Annotated in this window: 17 protein-coding genes; 9 read left to right on the top strand and 8 right to left on the bottom strand. The window is 39.3% G+C overall.

What is annotated here, in order from left to right:
• Window positions 1-215: 215 nt before the first annotated feature.
• Window positions 216-1,307 carry a TIGR04086 family membrane protein gene (locus V5N67_RS04610; RefSeq protein WP_332060727.1) on the bottom strand — a complete coding sequence of 364 codons (1,092 nt, stop codon included), beginning with the start codon at window positions 1,305-1,307 and terminating at the stop codon, window positions 216-218.
• Window positions 1,308-1,561: 254 nt separating this feature from the next.
• On the opposite strand from V5N67_RS04610, the gene hisS reads away from it, so the two are divergent.
• Entirely contained in the window at window positions 1,562-3,049 is a 1,488-nt protein-coding gene (hisS, locus tag V5N67_RS04605; protein WP_332060726.1) for a histidine--tRNA ligase, read from the top strand.
• Between the two features lie 118 nt (window positions 3,050-3,167).
• Here hisS and V5N67_RS04600 read toward each other — a convergent pair whose 3' ends face one another.
• Window positions 3,168-3,692 (bottom strand): peroxiredoxin, encoded by a 525-nt coding sequence (locus tag V5N67_RS04600; RefSeq protein ID WP_332060725.1) that lies wholly within the window; start codon window positions 3,690-3,692, stop codon window positions 3,168-3,170.
• Between the two features lie 185 nt (window positions 3,693-3,877).
• On the opposite strand from V5N67_RS04600, the gene V5N67_RS04595 reads away from it, so the two are divergent.
• Window positions 3,878-5,506, top strand: a complete 1,629-nt coding sequence (locus tag V5N67_RS04595) for an alpha-D-glucose phosphate-specific phosphoglucomutase (protein WP_332060734.1) — start codon at window positions 3,878-3,880, stop codon at window positions 5,504-5,506.
• 404 nt (window positions 5,507-5,910) lie between these two features.
• Here V5N67_RS04595 and fumC read toward each other — a convergent pair whose 3' ends face one another.
• The gene (gene fumC / locus V5N67_RS04590) at window positions 5,911-7,299 is read right to left on the bottom strand and encodes a class II fumarate hydratase (protein WP_332060724.1); all 1,389 of its coding nucleotides are present in this window, start codon (window positions 7,297-7,299) and stop codon (window positions 5,911-5,913) included.
• Between the two features lie 221 nt (window positions 7,300-7,520).
• Here fumC and groES point away from each other — a divergent pair, with 221 nt between their 5' ends.
• The 3 genes from groES to V5N67_RS04575 all read left to right on the top strand — a co-directional run bounded on the left by groES (window position 7,521) and on the right by V5N67_RS04575 (window position 10,346).
• Window positions 7,521-7,817: a co-chaperone GroES gene (gene groES, locus V5N67_RS04585; protein ID WP_332060723.1), complete on the top strand. Its 297-nt coding sequence runs from the start codon at window positions 7,521-7,523 to the stop codon at window positions 7,815-7,817.
• A gap of 62 nt (window positions 7,818-7,879) precedes the next feature.
• Window positions 7,880-9,523 (top strand): chaperonin GroEL, encoded by a 1,644-nt coding sequence (gene groL, locus V5N67_RS04580; protein ID WP_332060722.1) that lies wholly within the window; start codon window positions 7,880-7,882, stop codon window positions 9,521-9,523.
• Window positions 9,524-10,010: 487 nt separating this feature from the next.
• Window positions 10,011-10,346, top strand: a complete 336-nt coding sequence (locus V5N67_RS04575; RefSeq protein WP_332060721.1) for a zinc ribbon domain-containing protein YjdM — start codon at window positions 10,011-10,013, stop codon at window positions 10,344-10,346.
• 450 nt (window positions 10,347-10,796) lie between these two features.
• Here the strand turns inward: V5N67_RS04575 and V5N67_RS04570 are convergent, their stop codons facing one another.
• The 4 genes from V5N67_RS04570 to murJ form a co-directional block, all read right to left on the bottom strand.
• The gene (locus V5N67_RS04570) at window positions 10,797-11,375 is read right to left on the bottom strand and encodes a NifU family protein (protein WP_332060720.1); all 579 of its coding nucleotides are present in this window, start codon (window positions 11,373-11,375) and stop codon (window positions 10,797-10,799) included.
• 44 nt (window positions 11,376-11,419) lie between these two features.
• Window positions 11,420-11,911: a universal stress protein gene (locus V5N67_RS04565; protein WP_332060719.1), complete on the bottom strand. Its 492-nt coding sequence runs from the start codon at window positions 11,909-11,911 to the stop codon at window positions 11,420-11,422.
• A 60-nt stretch (window positions 11,912-11,971) separates the two neighbouring features.
• Window positions 11,972-13,042, bottom strand: coding sequence for a tryptophan--tRNA ligase (gene trpS / locus V5N67_RS04560; RefSeq protein ID WP_332060718.1), 1,071 nt, complete (start codon window positions 13,040-13,042; stop codon window positions 11,972-11,974).
• A 77-nt stretch (window positions 13,043-13,119) separates the two neighbouring features.
• Window positions 13,120-14,682, bottom strand: coding sequence for a murein biosynthesis integral membrane protein MurJ (murJ, locus tag V5N67_RS04555; protein ID WP_332060717.1), 1,563 nt, complete (start codon window positions 14,680-14,682; stop codon window positions 13,120-13,122).
• Window positions 14,683-15,859: 1,177 nt separating this feature from the next.
• On the opposite strand from murJ, the gene V5N67_RS04550 reads away from it, so the two are divergent.
• Window positions 15,860-16,705, top strand: coding sequence for a TIGR01459 family HAD-type hydrolase (locus V5N67_RS04550; RefSeq protein ID WP_332060716.1), 846 nt, complete (start codon window positions 15,860-15,862; stop codon window positions 16,703-16,705).
• The gene (locus tag V5N67_RS04545) at window positions 16,705-17,706 is read left to right on the top strand and encodes a bifunctional riboflavin kinase/FAD synthetase (RefSeq protein WP_332060715.1); all 1,002 of its coding nucleotides are present in this window, start codon (window positions 16,705-16,707) and stop codon (window positions 17,704-17,706) included. The genes V5N67_RS04550 and V5N67_RS04545 overlap by 1 nt, the downstream gene beginning before the upstream one ends.
• Before the next feature lie 333 nt (window positions 17,707-18,039).
• Here V5N67_RS04545 and V5N67_RS04540 read toward each other — a convergent pair whose 3' ends face one another.
• Window positions 18,040-18,369 carry a protein tyrosine phosphatase family protein gene (locus tag V5N67_RS04540; RefSeq protein ID WP_332060714.1) on the bottom strand — a complete coding sequence of 110 codons (330 nt, stop codon included), beginning with the start codon at window positions 18,367-18,369 and terminating at the stop codon, window positions 18,040-18,042.
• A gap of 714 nt (window positions 18,370-19,083) precedes the next feature.
• Between V5N67_RS04540 and parA the strand changes: the two genes are divergently transcribed.
• Together parA and V5N67_RS04530 are read left to right on the top strand one after the other, a co-directional pair.
• Window positions 19,084-19,710 carry a ParA family partition ATPase gene (parA, locus tag V5N67_RS04535; RefSeq protein ID WP_332060713.1) on the top strand — a complete coding sequence of 209 codons (627 nt, stop codon included), beginning with the start codon at window positions 19,084-19,086 and terminating at the stop codon, window positions 19,708-19,710.
• The gene (locus V5N67_RS04530; RefSeq protein ID WP_332060733.1) at window positions 19,710-19,940 is read left to right on the top strand and encodes a hypothetical protein; all 231 of its coding nucleotides are present in this window, start codon (window positions 19,710-19,712) and stop codon (window positions 19,938-19,940) included. The genes parA and V5N67_RS04530 overlap by 1 nt, the downstream gene beginning before the upstream one ends.
• The last annotated feature ends 36 nt before the right edge of the window (window positions 19,941-19,976 follow it).

Genomic DNA, 19,976 nt, shown 5'->3' with positions numbered 1-19,976 from the left:
CAAAAACGTAAATGCTTTCCAAGTGGGGTTTCAAATCTTATGCAATGACTGCATTACTGAGTGGTATGATGTGTGATGCCCTCTAGTATTCAATTTAAAGTGATATTTGCTCTCTTACATATAAAGCAGGAATAAAACATATAAGGGAGGGATAAAAAAGCTGCACAAACCCGTGCAGCTTTTTATTGGTTGCATGCTTGATGAAGGAAAAGTTTTTAAAGCATGAAAGAGTCTTTACGACTTCTGTAACCATAATATCCGAAAATACTGGAAATAATGGCACCAATAAGACCACCCAGAAATCCCCACCAGCCAATGCTAGAGGCTGCCTTTGCAGCTTTGTTGGCTGTGTCTCGTGCATCTTTTGTTGAGGCATTGTCGAGCTGTGTGAACAGTTTATGTGCTTGTTCTTCAAGAGCTTTGATTGCTTGCTCGGTTTTTTCTTCTGCTGTTTGGTAAACATGGAGCGCATGGTTGGCTGTCGTTTGAGCTTCAGAAGGTGTCATGCCATTGTGTATAAGACTGTTGATGACTTCCTTTTGGTTGATATTTGCTATCATGGTTTGTGCGCGATTAGAAAGGCGATCACTGAGATTTTTTAGGTATGTGTGATAGTGTGTAGGATCTTTCTTGTAAGCGGTTATCGTAGAATTGATCTCGTGCACGGCTGCCTTATAAAATTCCTGCAAGCGGTCAGAATTGAGTGCAGAAATGTCGCTTTTGTTCAGAAGAGTGCGCAAATCGCTGCGTAATTGATCAAAGAAATGTCCATTGTTGTTTGGATCTTGCAACAAATGTTCAAACTCTTCAATATTTAATTTTGTCAACACAGGGGGGTGACTGGTCCCTAAGGGGAGAGTGGATTGTGGTGCCCCAGAATTGTTCTCTAAGGCAGCTTGAGCGCTTAGGCTGGCTACACTTGAAACCAAAAGAGTGGCTTGGATCGTCATAAGAAGCGTTAACAACGCCCATGTTAAAAATCCATGTAAAGCGCCTGATATTTGCGCAAAACGTCCAGCAATAAAACTACCACTTGCAAGGCTGAAAAGCATAACAATAAGCGAGCCTATGCCAACAGATAAAAAACTTCCTCCAAATGGAGAGGAAGAATAAGGGTCAATTTGTCCTAATCCTAATGCGGCTACAAAAAAAGATAAGCAGATCGATGTCGCAAGTGCGGTCACTAAACCTGCAAATATTGCTGACCATGAAATAGACGGGAAAAAAAAGGGATAATCTGTTGCTACAATCGTATCTTCTAAATAAGGGCTATCAAATAATGGATCTCTGGGAATGCGGGTTTCCATGGGATGGTCTCCTTGTAATAATTCTACAAGTTAAAATGCTCGTTGAATAATTATGTTCCAAAGTGAGTAGAAAACATCAAAAAGAGATGCGGATTATTCTCCTGAAAGTCTTGTAAAAAAGCTTCTGGGATAAATTTGTAAAGCAAAAGCTGGTGTTTATTGCGTAACGTTAAGTCTAGAAAGTCATTGCAGTGTGCTTTTCTATAAGATAGACACGAGTTATTCGTAGATACATATTGTTGCTAGAGAAAAACATGTCATCAAAACAAGAAAAAATCAAAGCCCGTTTACCACGTGGTTTTGTTGATCGTATGAACGCACAGTTGTATGCAACTGAAACAATGATTGCTCAGATTCGTGAAGTTTATGAGCTTTACGGTTTTGAAGCGCTGGAAACACCAATTTTTGAATATACGGATGTTCTTGGGAAGTTTTTACCTGACGCAGATCGTCCAAATGCAGGAGTGTTTTCTTTACAAGATGATGATGAGCAATGGATGTCTTTGCGTTATGATCTTACCGCGCCGCTTGCACGTTATTTCGCAGAGAATTTTGAAATTTTGCCAAAACCTTATCGAAGTTATCGTCTTGGTTTTGTTTTTCGTAATGAAAAACCTGGACCAGGGAGGTTTCGGCAATTTATGCAGTTTGATGCTGATATTGTTGGAACACCAGCAGTAGCCGCTGATGCTGAAATCTGCATGATGGCAGCCGATAGTTTAGAAAAACTAGGGATTGCACGTCATGATTATGTTATTCGTTTAAATAATCGAAAAATTTTGGATGCTGTTTTGGAGCAAATTGGCTTGAGAGAAAGTGAACAGGGTGAAAAACGTTTAACTGTTCTCAGGGCGATTGATAAACTAGATAAATTTGGTTCTGAAGGGGTGCGTTTGCTTTTAGGTAAGGGACGTCTAGATGAAAGTGGTGATTTCACCAAGGGAGCCGAGCTGAAGGAGAAAGAGATTGATTGTATTCTCGCTTTGACTGCTGTTGAAGCTGAAACAGCAGATGAAGCGATTGATACCCTTAAAAAAGTGGTTGGCAATCATGCTCAGGGGCTTGAAGGGGTTCGCGAACTTGAAATAATGCAGGCTATTTTTACAGAAAATGGTTATCACGATCGCATCAAGATTGATCCATCGGTGATACGTGGACTGGACTATTATACAGGACCTGTTTTTGAGGCAGCGTTGCTTTTCGATGTTCTCAATGATGATGGGAAAAAAGTTGTTTTTGGATCTGTTGGTGGTGGAGGGCGCTATGATGGGTTGGTTGCGCGCTTTCGTGGTGAAAATGTTCCAGCAACAGGTTTTTCAATAGGCGTATCACGCTTGATATCGGCTTTGCAAAACCTTGGCAAGTTGCCTGTGGAGGAAACTGCGGGACCAGTTGTGGTTTTGATGATGGATAAAGAGCCAGAGGCAGTTGCGCGATATCAAAAAATGGTAATGCAGTTGCGCAATGCGGGAATTCGTTCTGAGCTTTATTTGGGAGGAGCGGGGATCAAAGCGCAGATGAAATATGCAGATCGGCGTCATGCCCCTTGTGTGGTGATCCAAGGGTCACAAGAACGAAAAGATGGGAAAATACAAATCAAAGATTTGGTCGAAGGTGCGCGGCTGTCGCATGAAATTAAGGATAATCAAACATGGCGCGAAAGTCGACCAGCGCAAATCATGGTTGATGAAGATCAATTGGTCAAAGCAGTACAGACTATTTTAGCAACCCAAAAATTATAAAATTTTGATGCTTTAAATATCAAAACTGTTGTCTCAAAATAAATGAAAATTAAATAACACAAACTCCTTTGAAAAAAGAAGCTTGTGTCATTTTTTGTTAAGTGATTTTGACTTGGAATTAACTTTTTAGTGCTTTTAAAATACTTTGCGGTGAGGAAACTTCATAAGGGTCTGTCGTGCAATTGTCTGAGAAACCTTCTTCTTCAAACCATTGCTCAATAACTCCATCGTTAATAACAGCAGCATAGCGCCATGAACGCATTCCAAAACCAAGATTGTCTTTGGCAACCAACATTCCCATTTTGCGTGTGAATTCGCCCGAGCCATCGGGGATTAATTTCACATTTTTAATGTCTTGTGTTTTTCCCCAAGCATTCATGACAAAAGTATCATTAACAGAAAGGCAGTAAATTTCATCAATGCCCTCTTTTTTAAACTCATCATAAAGCTTTTCAAAATCAGGGAGCTGAAAGGTTGAGCAAGTAGGCGTAAAAGCTCCTGGAAGAGAAAAGAGAATAACCCGTTTTCCTTTAAAATAAGTATCACTGTTCACATCTTGCCACCGATAAGGGTTATTCCCACCAATTGATTCATCACGCACGCGTGTGTGGAAGGTTACGCTGGGAACTTTTTTGCTCATCATAATTATGCTCCTATATCTTTTATGAGAGGTATGTTTAAAAGCGCGTTGAAGAACGCATTTCAAACAAGTGTATATTATTGCAATGAGTTTGCAAATATTTCATTCTTCCGTCAAGTAGAATCATGGTCGACTTTGGGGGATGTTCACCTTAAAATCAAACAAAAGGATATGAAGGCACTTTCATGATCATAATAAACACAGTTTTGACCACGGCTTTTGATGATCAAAAACTGGGAACATCTGGTTTGCGCAAAAGAGTGTCTGTTTTTCAACAGCCCCATTATGTTGAAAATTTTATTCAATCTCTTTTTAATAGCATTGGGAATGTTGAGGGAAAATTGTTCATTCTTGGAGGAGATGGACGCTATTTTAATCGCACGCTTATTCAAATTGTATTAAAAATGGCAGCCGCTCATGGTATCGCTTGTGTAAAAGTTGGAAGAGGAGGCATTTTATCTACACCTGCTGTTTCACATCTTATTCGCAAATATCATGCACAGGGTGGTATTATTCTTTCGGCAAGTCACAATCCTGCAGGTGCAGATGGGGATTGTGGTATAAAATACAATATCTCTAATGGTGGACCTGCTCCTGATGCTCTGTGTGAAGTTATTTTTGCGACATCAAAACGTCTTTCTTCTTATAAAATTGTTGAAGCTCCAGACGTTGATTTAGAGGTGGAAGGTACGACCTTTATAGGGACTATGCAGGTCGATATTATTGATCCTGTAGAAGATTATGTTGCTTTGATGCAAAAAATTTTTGATTTTGATCGCATTGCTGAGGCAGTTGCAGAAGGATTAACTTTGCGATTTGATGCGATGCATGCGGTGACGGGGCCTTACGCACGAGAAATTTTTGAAAAATGCTTAGGATTTTGTCAGGGGACGGTGGTGAATGGTACTCCTTTGCCAGATTTTGGAGGGAGGCATCCAGATCCAAATTTGATTCATGCTAAGGATCTCTATGATGTGTTGATGTCTGATTATGCACCAGATCTTGGAGCTGCGTCAGATGGCGATGGAGATCGTAATCTCATTATCGGTCGGAAACAATTTGTTACGCCTTCCGATTCTTTGGCTATTATGGTTGCACATGCACATCTTATTAGAGGTTATCGGCAAGGGGTTAGGGGGGTTGCTCGCTCTATGCCAACGGGGCGTGCAGTGGATCTTGTTGCTCAAAAAAAAGGATTGAATTGTTTTGAAACGCCAACGGGCTGGAAGTTTTTTGGGTCGCTTTTGGATGATGAAAAGGTGACTTTTTGTGGTGAAGAAAGCTTTGGAACAGGATCGCATCACATCCGTGAAAAGGACGGTTTGTGGGCTGTGTTATTTTGGTTAAATCTTTTAGCTGTGACGGGAAAGTCTGTAGCACAAATTGTTCAGCAACACTGGTGCACTTATGGACGTTTTTACACTTTACGTCATGATTATGAAGAAGTGGAGATACAAAAAGCATATGCAATCTTGGATCAGTTGCGTACGCATTTACCACAGGCAGGAACAAAAGTTGCTGGATTAACAGTCGAAAAAGCAGATGATTTTGTCTATTGTGATCCTGTTGATCAAAGTGTTAGCACACGACAAGGAATACGCATTTTTTTTGATAATGGAGCACGGTTAGTGGTGCGCTTGTCTGGGACAGGAACGGTGGGCGCTACCTTGCGGCTTTATTTTGAACAGTATGAAAGCGATTCACGCAAACATACAAAAGAGCCGCAAGAAGTGTTTCAACCTTTACAACAAGCGGCACTGCAATTGTTAAATATACATCACCACTTAGGTTGCAAGCGACCCAATATTATTACATAGAAATCTGTATTAAGTGACCTAGTCGTGAGTGGTGAATCATGTTTGAAAAATCAATTGGCTGCTCGTAATCATCTCTAAAAAATCTAGCTTTAACGACTGACGAAACAATCATGATAGCGCTCAGTAACAGCGATGATCTCTAACCCATAAAATCTTCTCATAAAGTGCAAAAGCATAAGCTTTAATACGTGAAGTGCATATCATTTTTGTTGCTTTTACAACTCCAACTGCTTGTTTATAATTAATTTGTTCATGAGCAATTTCTGGCGCAGAAGTTGTTTATGAATATGAGAAAATGTTTCACTGCAGCAGACGGTACTTTAAATTGCTAAAACAACAACTTCCATTTGGGTCGTTCCCGACCCAAATGATTCTATCATAGAGATGATCTGTATTTAAGTGATTTATTGTGGGTGGATCATCTTTTTGGGATCAACCAATTGGTCATAATCTTCTCCAGAAACACCAGCTTTGATAGCTTCAGCACGCAAAGTGGTATCATTTTTATGCGCTGCTTTGGCAATTTCAGCAGCCTTTTCATAACCAATTTTTGGTGCAAGAGCTGTGACTAACATGAGAGAACGTTCCATGAGAGAGTGGATATGGACGCGATTGGCACGGAGTCCTTGAACGCAATGCGTATCAAAAGAACGCATGCAATCTCCAAGAAGGGTAATCGATTGTAAAACATTATAGCCAATCACAGGCTTATAAACATTGAGTTCAAAATGTCCCTGACTTGCGGCAAATGTGATGCTGGTATGATTACCGAAAACTTGACATGCAACCATAGTCATTGCTTCACATTGGGTAGGATTGACTTTCCCTGGCATAATAGAAGACCCTGGTTCATTTTCTGGGAGCTCGAGTTCTCCCAAGCCTGAGCGTGGACCTGAGCCTAAAAATCGAATGTCATTGGCAATTTTGAAAAGATCAGCTGCAAGTGCATTTAAGCTTCCATGGAAATGTGCAAGTGCTCCATGATGTGCAAGTGCTTCAAATTTGTTATGAGCAGTTTTAAAGGTTATTCCTGTAAGAGTGCTGATGTTTTTAGCAAATGCAACGTCAAACCCCTGTGGTGCATTAAGCCCCGTTCCAACAGCAGTGCCCCCTTGGGCAAGCATCTGGACATCGTCAAGAGCTGTTTCAATGCGCTCGCGGTTGGCTTTTAGTGCAGCTCGGTAGCCTGAAAATTCTTGCCCCAACGTTAGGGGTGTTGCATCTTGCGTGTGGGTGCGCCCAATTTTAATGATGTCGGCAAATTCTTCTTCTTTTTTTTCTAAAGTGGTAATAAGGGCATCAAGGATGGGAAATAAGTGTTGGCGTGTTTGTAGTGTAGTTGCAATGTGGAGCGCTGTGGGAAAAGAATCGTTTGATGATTGGCTCATATTGACGTGGTCATTGGGGTGAACGGGTGCTTTGCTGCCAAGTTTCCCTCCCAAGAGCATGCTTGCATGGTTGGCAATGACTTCATTTACGTTCATATTGCTTTGTGTGCCAGAACCTGTTTGCCAGACAGAAAGTGGAAAATGCGTGTCAAATGTGCCTGCAAGGACTTCGTCTGCGGCAGTAACAATCGCTTTCCCTATGTTTTGCGGAAGTTTGCCTTTTTCCATATTTACAAGGGCTGCGGCTTTTTTGATAAGGCTTAAGGCATAGATAACGGTGAGAGGCTGTTTTTCTATACCGATATTAAAATTATGGAGAGAACGTTCAGTTTGCGCCCCCCAATAACGATCTTGGCGTACCGAAATCGTTCCAAAGCTATCTGTTTCCTGACGTGTTTCAACCATGATAAAATCCTTTTATGTTCACAGGTTCATAAAAGGATAGATAACGCAAAATAGAAAATAGAGGCAAGGCTTTGGAGCTTCTTTAAGATAAATTTTATGAGAATTGTTGACATTGTGAAGGAGGGATTTTATATTTTTACCATTGTTAGCACTCATTCCTAGAGAGCGCTAACAATGACTTAAGATTAATGCAATTCTAATTAAGTTTAAGGATTTAGAATATGGCTAACATACAATTCCGTCCACTTCACGATCGTGTCGTTGTCCGTCGAGTTGAATCTGAAAGCAAGACTGCTGGCGGGATTATCATCCCCGATACAGCAAAAGAAAAACCTCAAGAAGGGGAAGTTATTGCTGTTGGCAATGGCGCTCTTGATGATAATGGGAAGCGTGTGCCTTTAGAAGTGAAAGCGGGGGATCGTATTTTGTTTGGAAAATGGTCTGGAACCGAAGTAAAGATTAATGGTGAAGATCTCTTAATCATGAAAGAATCTGACATTATGGGAATTTTGGGGTAATTGAGCCTCTCAATTTTTTCATCTTGTAATATTTTTAGACAAAAACTCCAAGGAGAAATTAAATGGCTGCTAAAGAAGTCAAATTTGGCCGTGAAGCACGTGAGCGTTTGGTGCGTGGTGTTGATATCCTTGCTAATGCTGTTAAGGTAACGCTCGGCCCTAAAGGTCGCAATGTGGTGATTGATAAATCATTTGGTGCACCTCGCATCACAAAAGATGGTGTATCTGTTGCAAAAGAAATCGAACTGGAAGATAAGTTCGAAAATATGGGTGCGCAAATGTTGCGTGAAGTGGCTTCTAAAACCAATGACATTGCTGGTGATGGAACAACAACTGCAACTGTTTTGGGACAAGCTATTGTACAAGAAGGGGTAAAAGCCGTTGCTGCTGGCATGAACCCAATGGATCTGAAACGTGGGATCGATGCTGCTGTTGATGAAGTGGTGGCAAATCTTTTCAAAAAAGCAAAGAAAATCCAAACTTCAGAAGAAATCGCACAAGTGGGAACAATTTCTGCTAATGGTGCTGCAGAAATCGGTAAAATGATTGCTAATGCCATGGAAAAAGTTGGCAATGAAGGTGTCATTACCGTGGAAGAAGCAAAAACTGCTGAAACCGAATTGGAAGTTGTGGAAGGAATGCAATTCGACCGTGGATATCTTTCCCCTTATTTTGTCACAAATGCTGACAAAATGGTGGCAGATCTCGATGATCCTTACATCCTTATTCACGAAAAGAAATTGTCTAATTTACAATCTCTTTTACCAGTGCTTGAAGCTGTTGTTCAGTCTGGCAAACCACTTCTCATTATTGCTGAGGATGTTGAAGGTGAAGCTTTGGCAACGCTGGTTGTCAACAAGCTACGCGGTGGTTTGAAAATTGCTGCTGTGAAAGCTCCAGGATTTGGTGATCGCCGTAAAGCAATGCTCGAAGATATTGCAATCTTGACATCTGGTCAGGTTATTTCTGAAGATGTTGGTATTAAATTAGAAAATGTCACTTTGGATATGCTTGGTCGTGCAAAGAAAGTGAATATTTCTAAAGAAAACACCACGATTATTGATGGTGCAGGGAAAAAAGCTGAAATCGATGCACGCGTTAATCAGATTAAGGTGCAGATCGAAGAAACAACTTCTGACTATGATCGTGAAAAACTGCAAGAAAGACTTGCAAAACTTGCTGGTGGTGTTGCTGTTATCCGTGTTGGCGGTGCAACAGAAGTTGAAGTGAAAGAAAAGAAAGATCGTGTTGATGATGCCTTGAATGCAACACGTGCTGCTGTGGAAGAAGGTATTGTTGCTGGTGGTGGAACAGCGTTATTGCGTGCTGCAAATGCGTTGACTGTTAAAGGAAGCAATCCTGATCAAGAAGCTGGTATCAATATTGTGCGCCGTGCATTACAGGCACCAGCACGTCAAATTGCTACCAATGCAGGTGAAGAAGCAGCAATTATTGTTGGAAAAGTGCTTGAAAATAATTCAGACACATTTGGTTACAACACTGCAACAGGTCAATTTGGTGATTTGATTGCTCTGGGAATTGTTGATCCAGTAAAAGTTGTGCGTTCTGCTCTTCAGAATGCTGCGTCAATTGCGAGCCTTCTCATTACAACAGAAGCAATGGTTGCTGAAGTTCCAAAGAAAGATGCTCCAGTGCCTCCAATGCCTGGTGGTGGAATGGGCGGAATGGGCGGAATGGATTTTTAAAGCCCTTTCGTACAAAGATAAAATTATACAATGATAAAAAAAAACGGGTTTATGCAACCCGTTTTTTTGTACAATCTTTTTTTCATGCGGATAATTTCTCTTTATGCATAATGCATATCTTCTATAAGAGAAAGAGTAGAAAAAATTTCTATGATTTTTTTATCTCATATAGGCATTGCCAGCTCACACAAGCTCTGCCAGCTTGCTACCCAATGCAGGTGAAGAAATAACTGATAACTTTTGGCAAAGTGCTTGAAAATAATGCAGATATATTGATGTGCTATGATTGTACAGCAGATTTTGCTCTTTATGGACGTGTCTTTTTTTTTGCGCTCAGCTTGTGCTTAGTAAATATTTTTGTGAGGAACATCTTTCCTTAAAGAATGTTGTGCTTTGGAAGTATTTTGCTTTAGCAATGGACAAGGAGCACTTCTTGCTCTATGACCCTCGCATATGAATGATTTTTCTTGCGCAAAAGAGGGAATATATGAGCCAATATCCTAAATGTCCTCATTGTAGTGGTCTTTATACCTATGAAGATGGTGATCATTTTGTGTGTCCTGAATGTGCACATGAATGGTCACAAGAGAGTGAAGATTCTTCTCTTACTCATATTGTTTATGATGCTAATGGTCATGTCTTGGCAAATGGGGATAGCGTTATGGTGGTCAAAGACCTTAAAGTAAAGGGTGCTGCATCTGTTCTCAAGAGTGGTACTAAGGTAAAAAATATTCGCTTAGTGGATGGCGATCATAATATTGACTGCAAGATTTCTGGAATTGGTCAAATTGGCTTAAAATCGCAATTTGTTAAAAAAGTTTAATTCGTTACAGTCTGTGAAGCGCTTTTTGCTATGCAAAGCGCATATTTACAAAAATTGATTTACAAGGGTTGAAGTGCGTTTCCACAAGGGATTTTCAATATTCTCAAAGGAGGTATTTGGAGATTTGTTTTGGGGCAATGTGGTATGTTAGAAGTAAGCCATGTCTTTTAAGTGGCAACACTCCATGGTGTCGGTGCGCTTATATTATGTGCATGTGACATTTTCCTTTATTGGTATATTTAAAAATTTCCTCTTTTTTATTACTGCGTCATGACTTCGACACCCTTTATGATGGTCATTAATAAGTGAAGAGGGCGTTATGGTGATGAAAAATCTGTAAAGTTAGAAGGTACTTTGTATCTGTCTTAAAGGATGGTACAAAAATGAAGAATATTCACTTGGGGGAGAGAGTGATAAGAGAGCGATTTTTTGTACAACCTCACCTTGTATTTATTGTGGCATAGCTTCAACACCTAGAACTTCTGGGATAAAATGCCGTAAAAGATTTTCAATGCCGTGTTTAAGCGTTGCGGTTGAGGAGGGACAACCAGCGCAAGCTCCTCGCATGTTAAGGTAAACAATACCATTTTCGAAGCCGCGGAAAGTAATATCTCCACCATCATTTGCAACAGCTGGACGAACACGCGTTTCAAGGAGTTCTTTAATTGTTGAGACAATATCAGCATCTTTTTCGGCATAAAATTCTTCATTGAGTGCGTGGGTTTGTGCTTGTGTTGTCGCGTTGGTAGTGATTACTGGATCACCAGACAAAAAATGCTCCATAATTGTACCCAAAATGGCTGGCTTGAGATGCTGCCACTCACCATCTTTTTTGGTTACAGTAATGAAGTCGTAGCCTAAAAAAACACCACTGATATTGGGAATATTAAAGAGTTTAGCCGCTAAAGGTGAACTGTTAACGCTTTCTTCATGAGAACGAAATTCTAATACACCCTCGGGAAGAACCACGCGTCCTGGCAAAAATTTAAGTGTTGCAGGATTTGGTGTGGCTTCAGTCTGAATAAACATATATTCTCCTTTTGCTGTTAAAGCTTAGGTAGGTAATTGAGGTTTTAGGCAACAGATTCAATATCTTCATCTGCAAGATTGCTGGGAATGACGGTCACAGGGATTGAAAAAGCGGCTCCTCGATAAGCGATTAATTGAACAAGCGGCCCTGGTCCTTCGGTATGTTCACTTGCAGCTAAAACAATAAGAGCAATCTCTTTATCTTGATCGATCAGTTTTAAAATTTCATCAACTTTCTTGCCTTCACGTACAATCATTTCTGCGTCAAGAGCGTGAGAGGTATGTACATCATCAGCGATTTGTTTCAGTACTGTATAGGCGTTTTGTGTTAATTCCGTGCGCATAACGTCATTTACACCTAAAAAATGTTGAAACTCTGAACTATCAATGACAGAGAGCAATACCAAAGTTCTTTGGGTATTTTGAGCATGTTGTGCAGCAAAAGCAACAGCACGTCGACATTCTGGTGTTTCATCGATAATGACTAAAATTTTTCGCTTGTGATCTTTTTTCGGGCTTTTGTGCTGAGAAACCATGCATTTTCCCTATTTTTTACAGGCAGTTTTTTAACTTTTGACGGTTAAGATTTCATTATTTCATGTATTATGCAAAAATCCAACAATTTCGCGAATTTTTTTCATATTTTTTTCTGCCAATGCACTGGCGCGTTCTGCACCATCACGCAACACAGAGTCAATATAACCACTTTCTTGATGCAGACGACGGAATTCTTTTGTTAGTGGTGCAAGCTTATGAACAGCAAGATCAGCTAAAGCTGTTTTAAAAAGGGAAAATTGTTGTCCAGAAAATTCTAAAAGAGCCTTTTCTTTACTTATTGCTGCAAGAGCTGCATAAATGCCAAGCAAATTATCAACTTCTGGTCGCTCTTTCAAGTCAGCAAGTGTGTTGGGAAGAGGGGCAGAGTCCGTTTTTGCTTTGCGTATTTTTTTTGCGATAAGATCAGCATCATCCGTCAAATTAATACGCGAAAAATCTGAAGGATCTGATTTTGACATCTTTTTTGTTCCATCGCGCAAAGACATAACGCGCATGGCAGTTTCTCCAATCAGTGCTTCTGGTATGGGAAAAAATCCTTGTTTTTTTTCCTCTCCTATTTCTATAGGAATACTAAAATTTAAATCTTCAATACGGTGAGCATAATCGCTGTTGAATTTTTGCGCAATATCACGCGTCAGTTCAACATGCTGCTTTTGATCTTCACCCACGGGAACATGTGTTGCACGGTAGAGCAAAATATCAGCAGCCATCAAGCTTGGATAAGCAAAAAGTCCAAGGGATGCTTGTTCACGATTTTTTCCTGCTTTATCTTTAAACTGCGTCATGCGTTGAAGCCAGCCAATACGGGCAATACAGTTTAAAATCCATGCTAATTCAGCATGTTGAAAAACCCGTGATTGATTGAAAACGATTTGTTTCTTAGGGTCAATGCCAGCAGCTAAAAAAGCTGCTGTAACAGCTCTGGTTGATTCACTTAAAGTTTGTGGATCTGGATTGACTGTGAGTGCATGCATATCGACAACGCAATACAAGCAGTTATAGGATGCTTGTAGTTCAACCCAGTGTTTGATAGCTCCAAGATAATTGCCAAGATGCAAATTTCCACTTGGTTGTACACCAGAAAAGATCAGCGGTATGAAGGTACTCATGGGATCGTTCTTTCTTCATGAAGTCATTTATTTTATGCGTTGTGGCAAAGCATTTTGCTGAAAGCAAGAATAAAATATCACAGACGTTGTCTGAAATTTTTGAGAGCAAGAAAAAAAGAACGGATGTCGAATAAAAAATATGCGATAAAATATACCAATATGATGACAATCATTATTCCTGCTAAAGTTCCTGCACGCAAAAAAAATGACGCTTGTAAAGATAAAGGAAAAGACAAAAAATCAAGCATATAATAGAGTATGATCATATTGAAAAAAGTGGCAATAATCAGATGTATTATTCGTTTTATCAGTTGTGCATCATATTTCCAATAACCGCGCTTGATGAGAACACAACAAAGCAACAGTGTATTAACCCACCCAGAGGTAATTTCAGCAATAACAATACCGCGTGCTGACAAAATGGGGAATAACGTTAAAGCAAGGCTGACATTGATAAAAACGCAAATGCCTGTAAAAATCATGGGTGTTTTCGTATCTTCACGGGCAAAAAAATTAGGAATAAAAACTTTTATCAAGACAAATGCTGGGAGTCCTAATCCATAAAGCTCAAGGAGCTGTGCAACATGGTATGTTGATTGGCTTGTAAATTGCCCACGCTCAAAAAGCAAACTGACGATTGGGTTGGAAAGCAGTAAAAAAGCGACAGATGCAGGCAATGTTAACAAAAGAGTTAATTCAATGGCGCGGTTTTGCAAATCATGGGTCTCTTTATGCTTTTTGCTGCGTATAGCTCTTGTTAATTCTGGCAAAAGAACAGTCGCTACGGCAATTGCCACCACTCCCAATGGTAATTGATAAAGGCGATCAGCATAAACTAAAGAAGATACAGCTCCCGATTGGCTAGAAGCAATGTTGGTATTGATTAATAAATTGATTTGCGTAATTCCTCCTGTAATGGCAGCAGGAAATGCTAAAATTAAAAGTTTGCGAACATTGGGGCTAAAATGAGGGCGGCGAAAAGAAATCTTCATTCCGTTGTGACGCAAAGCAATTGCAATCAAGATAAGCTGAAGAAATCCTGCTGCCATGACACCCCAAGAAAGGTTTAAGCCAATGTACCAAGCGTCAAGTTGATAGATCCAAGCATAGGCGAGGACACCAATCAAAATAATATTCAAAAAAAGAGGAGCAATGGCTGCGACAAAATAGCGTCGTAGAGCATTAAGCATTCCTCCCATCATAGCTGCTAAAGACATGCATGTTAAATAAGGAAACATGATTGCGGTAAAATGAATCGTGGCGTTAAATTTTGTTGCATCTTCCGCAAACCCTGGAGCAATAAGGGTTCGTACCAAAAAAGGCATGCTAAGTTCCATGGCAATGGTTAAGAGCAAAAGCAATGAAAAAAGTACACCAAAGACCTCTTCTGCAAATTGGCATGCGGTTTCTTTCCCATCTTCGGTAATCTTTTTTGAAAAAAGAGGAACAAAAGCTGCGTTAAAGGCACCTTCAGCAAAAAAACGGCGAAATGTGTTGGGAAAACGAAAAGCAGCATTAAATGCGTCGGAAACAGGACCTGTACCAAGAGCCGCTGCCATCAGCATTTCGCGCACAAAGCCGAAAATGCGGCTCATTAAAGTTCCAGAGGCAACGGTTGCAAATTTTTTAATCAGGGTCATAAAAATACATCGGGTTCATTATGAAGAAGAGGTGATGAAAAGGCGAGTAAAATAATTTGAGATCGTGAAAATTTGATCAGCATGTCGATACAATATATATTTTGAAATTGTTTTACGATGGTGTTTATCTTTCTGTCAACAAGGGTGCATTGAGAGCAGTTGATTTCTTTTTGTTTTGCTACGTTACAAATTTTTATTGTTTACATAAAATAATTAAAGACTCTTTTACTTAAAATTTGGTAGTATAATGTGGTGTAAAAAATAAAAAAAACTACAGAGAATGAATTTGTTGGTGATGATCTATATCATTGGTGAGTAGTTTCATTTTTGTTAGATATTATGCGCACAAGTTTTTTGTATTTTGGGGACTCTTGCTTGGAATAATATCTACATTTATTGTTCTTAACTCTTTATGTTGCTTCTCTTTTTGCATCCAAACGATTTATGTATCGTGTGTTTCATCTTTTCAAAACTGTTTTACATATATGCCAATTCCTCTTTCTTGATTTGTGAGAGAAGAATTTTTGCCAATTTATAATAAAATATAAAAAAATCTACAGTATTTTGAAAAATTGTTTAAGATTTATAATAGTAATTTATACTTAAAAATCAACTTATTATCTTAATTTTAGATTTTTTCATGGGTTTGCGTAAAGTTTTTTTCTGTGTCTTTTAAAGGATGTTATGTCTTTGAATTTTAGTAAAGCAGATTATGGCGGTATTTTTTGTTTTTAAAAACAAAAAATGTGTAGCATGTATTTTTATATGCATTTAAAAAAAGAGGTCATCAATAATTGGGAAATGTTCAGGCACCTGTTTTGTTGGCAGGATGCTATTTGCGCATTTTATTTTATTCTCTTTTTAAGAATCTAAAGCCATGCATATTATTTGAGGAAGAGGTTCTTTGATCAAGGTAAAGAAGTTGTAAAGTTTTAACCATATCAGTTTGTGGAAGGTTTTTGTGAAAGCTCCACGGCTTTCGTGAAATGAACTTTTCGTAAAACAGTAGAGAATATGTTGTAGATTTCATCATAGATGATAAATTTTGCATAAGTTGAAGGAGAGAAAAAATACAACCTTGAGAAAGAAGGTGACAGAAGTGTTATCTTCCGATAAGTAGTTTTAAAATAAAAATAAAAAGAGTGTAACAAATGGCAAATATATAAATAGGTGCAATATGAACGAACTTACCCACGTTGATAATTTTATAGCAAACTATGATGCTGTTTTTTGTGATGTGTGGGGCGTTGTGCATAATGGTGTGCACATATTTGAACCAGCGCTAAAAGTGTTACAAAAAATTCGACAAGTGGGGAAAAATGTCATTTTCTTGACCAATTCACCTCAGCCGCGTGGCGATGTGATTGCGCAATTAGAAAGCATGAATATTCATAGCGATTATTATGATGCAATCATTACTTCAGGTGATGTGACGCGTGATCTCATTCGTGCTGCGCCATCTAAAGTTTTTTTCATTGGTCAGCCACGTGATTTAACTTTGTTTGAAGGATTAGATTGTGAATTGGTGGAAGAACAAGAAGCATCTGTAGTGGTTTGTAGTGGCTTTCTTGAAAATCTTCGTGAAACACCACAAGCCTATGAAGACATGTTTCATCGCATGCGGGCACGAAATTTGCCGTTTATTTGTGCCAACCCTGATGTCGTTGTACATTACGGAAATCAAGAATTTTTGTGCGCTGGTACTTTAGCACGCCTTTACCAACAATTGGGAGGTGAGGTGCGTATTGCAGGGAAACCTCATGCACCTATTTATGAATGTGCTTATCAAAAACTTCAAGAAATCCGTGGGGCAGTGAAAAAAAGTCAAATTTTGGCTATTGGCGATGGTTTTTTAACAGATGTTAAAGGTGCAATTCACTTTGGTCTCGATGTGCTTTATATCATGAGTGGTGTTAATCGTCATGATTATACAAAAGATGGTGTGGTGGATAAAGAAGCTTTGCATTCATTTTGTGAACATCATGGCTATAAGCCAAAAGCGGTAATGTGGGCACTGCAGTAATGTCTCGTTTTTTGCGTTTTCAGGGAGCCGATATGCTTCCTCTGGCTTGGCAGGGGTCGGTGTTGGCAGTTGGAAATTTTGATGGTGTTCATTGCGGTCATCAGGCGGTGCTTAAAAGAGCGCTTGATTTGGCGCGTCTAAAAAATAAACCAGCTCTTGTTTTAACATTTGAACCGCATCCAAGAAGTTTTTTTCAACATTCTGCTCCTGTTGATCGCTTGACAGAGGCTGCAGAAAAGGCTGAAATTTTTGAAGCACTTGGTTTTGATGGTGTCGTTGAGCAGCCTTTTGATGCACATTTTTCTGCTCTTTCAGCAAATAAATTTGTCGATGTAATTTTAAAACAAGCGTTTGATGTTTCCGTTGTCGTTGTAGGCGAAAATTTTCAATTTGGGCATCAAAAAAGTGGAAATTCACATTTTCTGTTTCAAAGGGGAAAAGAATGTGGATTTGAGGTTGTTCAAGTCCCTTGTTTATCCAGTTCACAAAATCCACAACAGCAGATGATTTCCTCTAGCTTTATTCGTCAGCTACTCTCAAAAGGTCAGATCAAAGAAGCAGCACATTTGTTAGGGTATTATTATCGGGTGCGTTCAAATATTATACAAGGTGAAAAACTTGGGCGCCGTTTAGGTTTTCCGACTGCTAATCAGATATTATCTCCTCAAACCAGTTTGGCACATGGTGTTTATGCGGTGCGGTTACGGCGTGCCAATGGTGTTTTGCATGATGGGGTTGCAAGTTTTGGATGTCGTCCAACAATTGTAGAAGGGGGGGCACCTCTTCTGGAGACCTATTTATTTGATTTTAACGGAGATCTTTATGGTGAAAGCTGTACCGTTTCTTTCTTACAATTTTTACGAGGGCAAGAAAAATTTAGTGGACTTGAGCCTTTGATTGCACAAATGCAACGCGATGAAAAAGCAGCAAGAGAAATTTTGATAGCAGCACAACCATTGTCGCAGCTGGATGCACTGCTTACTTTTAAAAATACGCCTTAATATGATCCGAAAAAGATATCAGAGTGGCAAAAATAGCGCTAAGACTGACCATGATTATGAAAATATACTCCAAAATATCATGGAGCACATGGAGTTTTCGTTGATGAGTAGGGGAATCGAATGTTTGAAAGTCTGATTTCATCATTCTCTTTACCTCTGCTTTTTTCATTACCTTATGAGACCTATGGCTTTTGTTGCAGTTGAGAAGTTTATCGCTTGTTTCTTTCTGATCCATTAAGATAAAGTATGAAAGGCACACTCAATGATGAAAAAATATACTCAGAAGCTTTCCGCTTGTGCTTTTTGTCAGTTTTTATCTGTGAGGAGAGGTGATTAAAGACACGCCAAACGATAAAGATGCATCGAACGTGTTCCGTAATGACAATAAGCAAGGAGAGGGATGGGTGCTGTTTTTAAAACTTTTTGCATGGTTTCAACATCCGACTTTTCTATAGCAGAAGGTGTAATAGGGATGTAATAGGCTTCTATACCATATTTGTTTGCTGTTGCTTTAATGCTAGAAAAATCAGGTTGATGGGGATCTTCTTGATCGGGACGGTTGCAAATAATTGTTTTAAAACCTGCTTTTGCTAATGTTTTGACATGTTCAACGCTGATTTGGGCACTGATAAAAATATCAGGTTCGATTTGTTGCAAATTCATCTTTGTTTATCCCCAATATAAAGTATAATTTTCCCTCTTATGTTCTCTTAATTTATATATCAAGGGGATATTATAAAGGCGCAATTTTCTGGGTAGCATTTTAACAGAAATGTTTCATTTGCTGAGAAGAGGATATGGTGAGAAAAAAATGCAATCTGCTACGGCATGTTCATTGTTCTCATTTACAAGAATGTTTCTCATTTTTGTTATGGTGGCATCATTTAAGATTTGAGATGAGTGGAGCAATTTGAGCGAGGCAATTATCATCAGGGGCGATGGTGCTTTGTGGAAAAGCTTTTACAAAAGGACTGATTTTGTTGGCAAAAGATGCGGAAACAAGAGAAGTTTCTCGATTTTAAAAAATTTCTTTAAAAGTGGAATTGTAGCTTGTTTAACAGGCTTTTCATTGAAGAAGGTGCTGTTTAAGGGCTGTGGAATTATGCAGTTTAAATGCACATAAGTTTCGTGATGGCAGTTGTGTTGATAAGAAAATAGAACAGCTGTTCTCTCTTTTTGTGGAAGAGATCAGCTTTTGTCAAAAGGAGAGCTCGTTTTTTAAATGTGCAAAGGGGCAATACAGCCCATGTTGCAGCTTTTATCATGAAGAGAGAAGAGCGATGGCTTTTATCTTGTAAAATGTATCTCGTAAAATGCTTGTATAGTTTTTTATTTTCTGTATAATCGTAAAAGCGGTAAAGCTGAAAGGCAGAAATCATGATAATTGGGTTGTTAAATCAAAAAGGCGGTGTAGGAAAAACAACATTGGGAGTGAATCTTGCTGCCAGTTTTGCGCGCAGGGGAGTCCGTGTATTGCTCATTGATGTAGATCCGCAAGGCAGTGCATTGGATTGGGCTGCTGCGCGTCAAGATGCTCCCTTGTTTCCTGTTGTTGGTTTGCCGCGCGCGACAGTTCACAAAGAGATTGCACAAATTGGCCATGGTTACGATCATATTTTTATCGATGGTCCTCCACGCGTAACCGATCTTGCGCGCAGTGCATTGATGGCTTCAGATTTAGTGCTTATCCCAGTGCAGCCTAGCCCCTATGATATCTGGGCAGCAGATGGAATCGTAAAGCTTGTTGATGAAGCGCGCGTATATAAAGAAAATCTAAAATCTGTTTTTGTTATTAATCGTAAAATAGTAAATACAGCAATAGGACGTGATGTCAGTGAAGCTCTTGCAGTGTATCCAGTGCATGTTCTTTCTGCAAGCATCGCGCAGCGCGTGATTTTTGCGGAAGCTGCAGCGCAAGGAAAGGCAGTCTATGAAATTGATCAGCAGGGACCTGCTGCTGCAGAAATTGAAGCTGTTGCAGCTGAAATAAAGGAATTAGCATGATGAATAAAAAAATTAAAATTGGCACAAAGCCAACCAATAAATCAATTCCTGTAACGGCTGATGCGTGGGTAGAAAGCCGTCAAAAGAACATGGATGAACGCATGAAGCGCCTTACGATTGATGTGCCAGAAAGTTTACATCGTTTGATTAAAACGAGTTGCGCAAGTCGCGGAACAAAAATAGCAGATGAGGTGCGTGAGCTACTTTTACAAAAGTACGGAAAAGTGTAAAAATGTAAAAAATGATATGCGATAATAAGTTTTATT

Source organism: Bartonella rhinolophi (assembly GCF_036576165.1).
Taxonomy (GTDB): Bacteria; Pseudomonadota; Alphaproteobacteria; order Rhizobiales; family Rhizobiaceae; genus Bartonella.
This window is presented reverse-complemented; position numbering and strand designations above follow the sequence as displayed.

Bases quoted from the DNA above. Each gene is read 5' to 3' on its own strand.
- groL (WP_332060722.1), top strand. From the start codon at position 7,880: ATGGCTGCTAAAGAAGTCAAATTTGGCCGTGAAGCACGTGAGCGTTTG.
- V5N67_RS04540 (WP_332060714.1), bottom strand. From the start codon at position 18,369: ATGAATTTGCAACAAATCGAACCTGATATTTTTATCAGTGCCCAAATC.
- V5N67_RS04570 (WP_332060720.1), bottom strand. From the start codon at position 11,375: ATGTTTATTCAGACTGAAGCCACACCAAATCCTGCAACACTTAAATTT.
- murJ (WP_332060717.1), bottom strand. From the start codon at position 14,682: ATGACCCTGATTAAAAAATTTGCAACCGTTGCCTCTGGAACTTTAATG.
- parA (WP_332060713.1), top strand. From the start codon at position 19,084: ATGATAATTGGGTTGTTAAATCAAAAAGGCGGTGTAGGAAAAACAACA.
- V5N67_RS04545 (WP_332060715.1), top strand. From the start codon at position 16,705: ATGTCTCGTTTTTTGCGTTTTCAGGGAGCCGATATGCTTCCTCTGGCT.
- V5N67_RS04550 (WP_332060716.1), top strand. From the start codon at position 15,860: ATGAACGAACTTACCCACGTTGATAATTTTATAGCAAACTATGATGCT.
- groES (WP_332060723.1), top strand. From the start codon at position 7,521: ATGGCTAACATACAATTCCGTCCACTTCACGATCGTGTCGTTGTCCGT.
- V5N67_RS04575 (WP_332060721.1), top strand. From the start codon at position 10,011: ATGAGCCAATATCCTAAATGTCCTCATTGTAGTGGTCTTTATACCTAT.
- V5N67_RS04565 (WP_332060719.1), bottom strand. From the start codon at position 11,911: ATGGTTTCTCAGCACAAAAGCCCGAAAAAAGATCACAAGCGAAAAATT.
- V5N67_RS04600 (WP_332060725.1), bottom strand. From the start codon at position 3,692: ATGATGAGCAAAAAAGTTCCCAGCGTAACCTTCCACACACGCGTGCGT.
- hisS (WP_332060726.1), top strand. From the start codon at position 1,562: ATGTCATCAAAACAAGAAAAAATCAAAGCCCGTTTACCACGTGGTTTT.
- V5N67_RS04610 (WP_332060727.1), bottom strand. From the start codon at position 1,307: ATGGAAACCCGCATTCCCAGAGATCCATTATTTGATAGCCCTTATTTA.
- fumC (WP_332060724.1), bottom strand. From the start codon at position 7,299: ATGGTTGAAACACGTCAGGAAACAGATAGCTTTGGAACGATTTCGGTA.
- trpS (WP_332060718.1), bottom strand. From the start codon at position 13,042: ATGAGTACCTTCATACCGCTGATCTTTTCTGGTGTACAACCAAGTGGA.
- V5N67_RS04530 (WP_332060733.1), top strand. From the start codon at position 19,710: ATGAATAAAAAAATTAAAATTGGCACAAAGCCAACCAATAAATCAATT.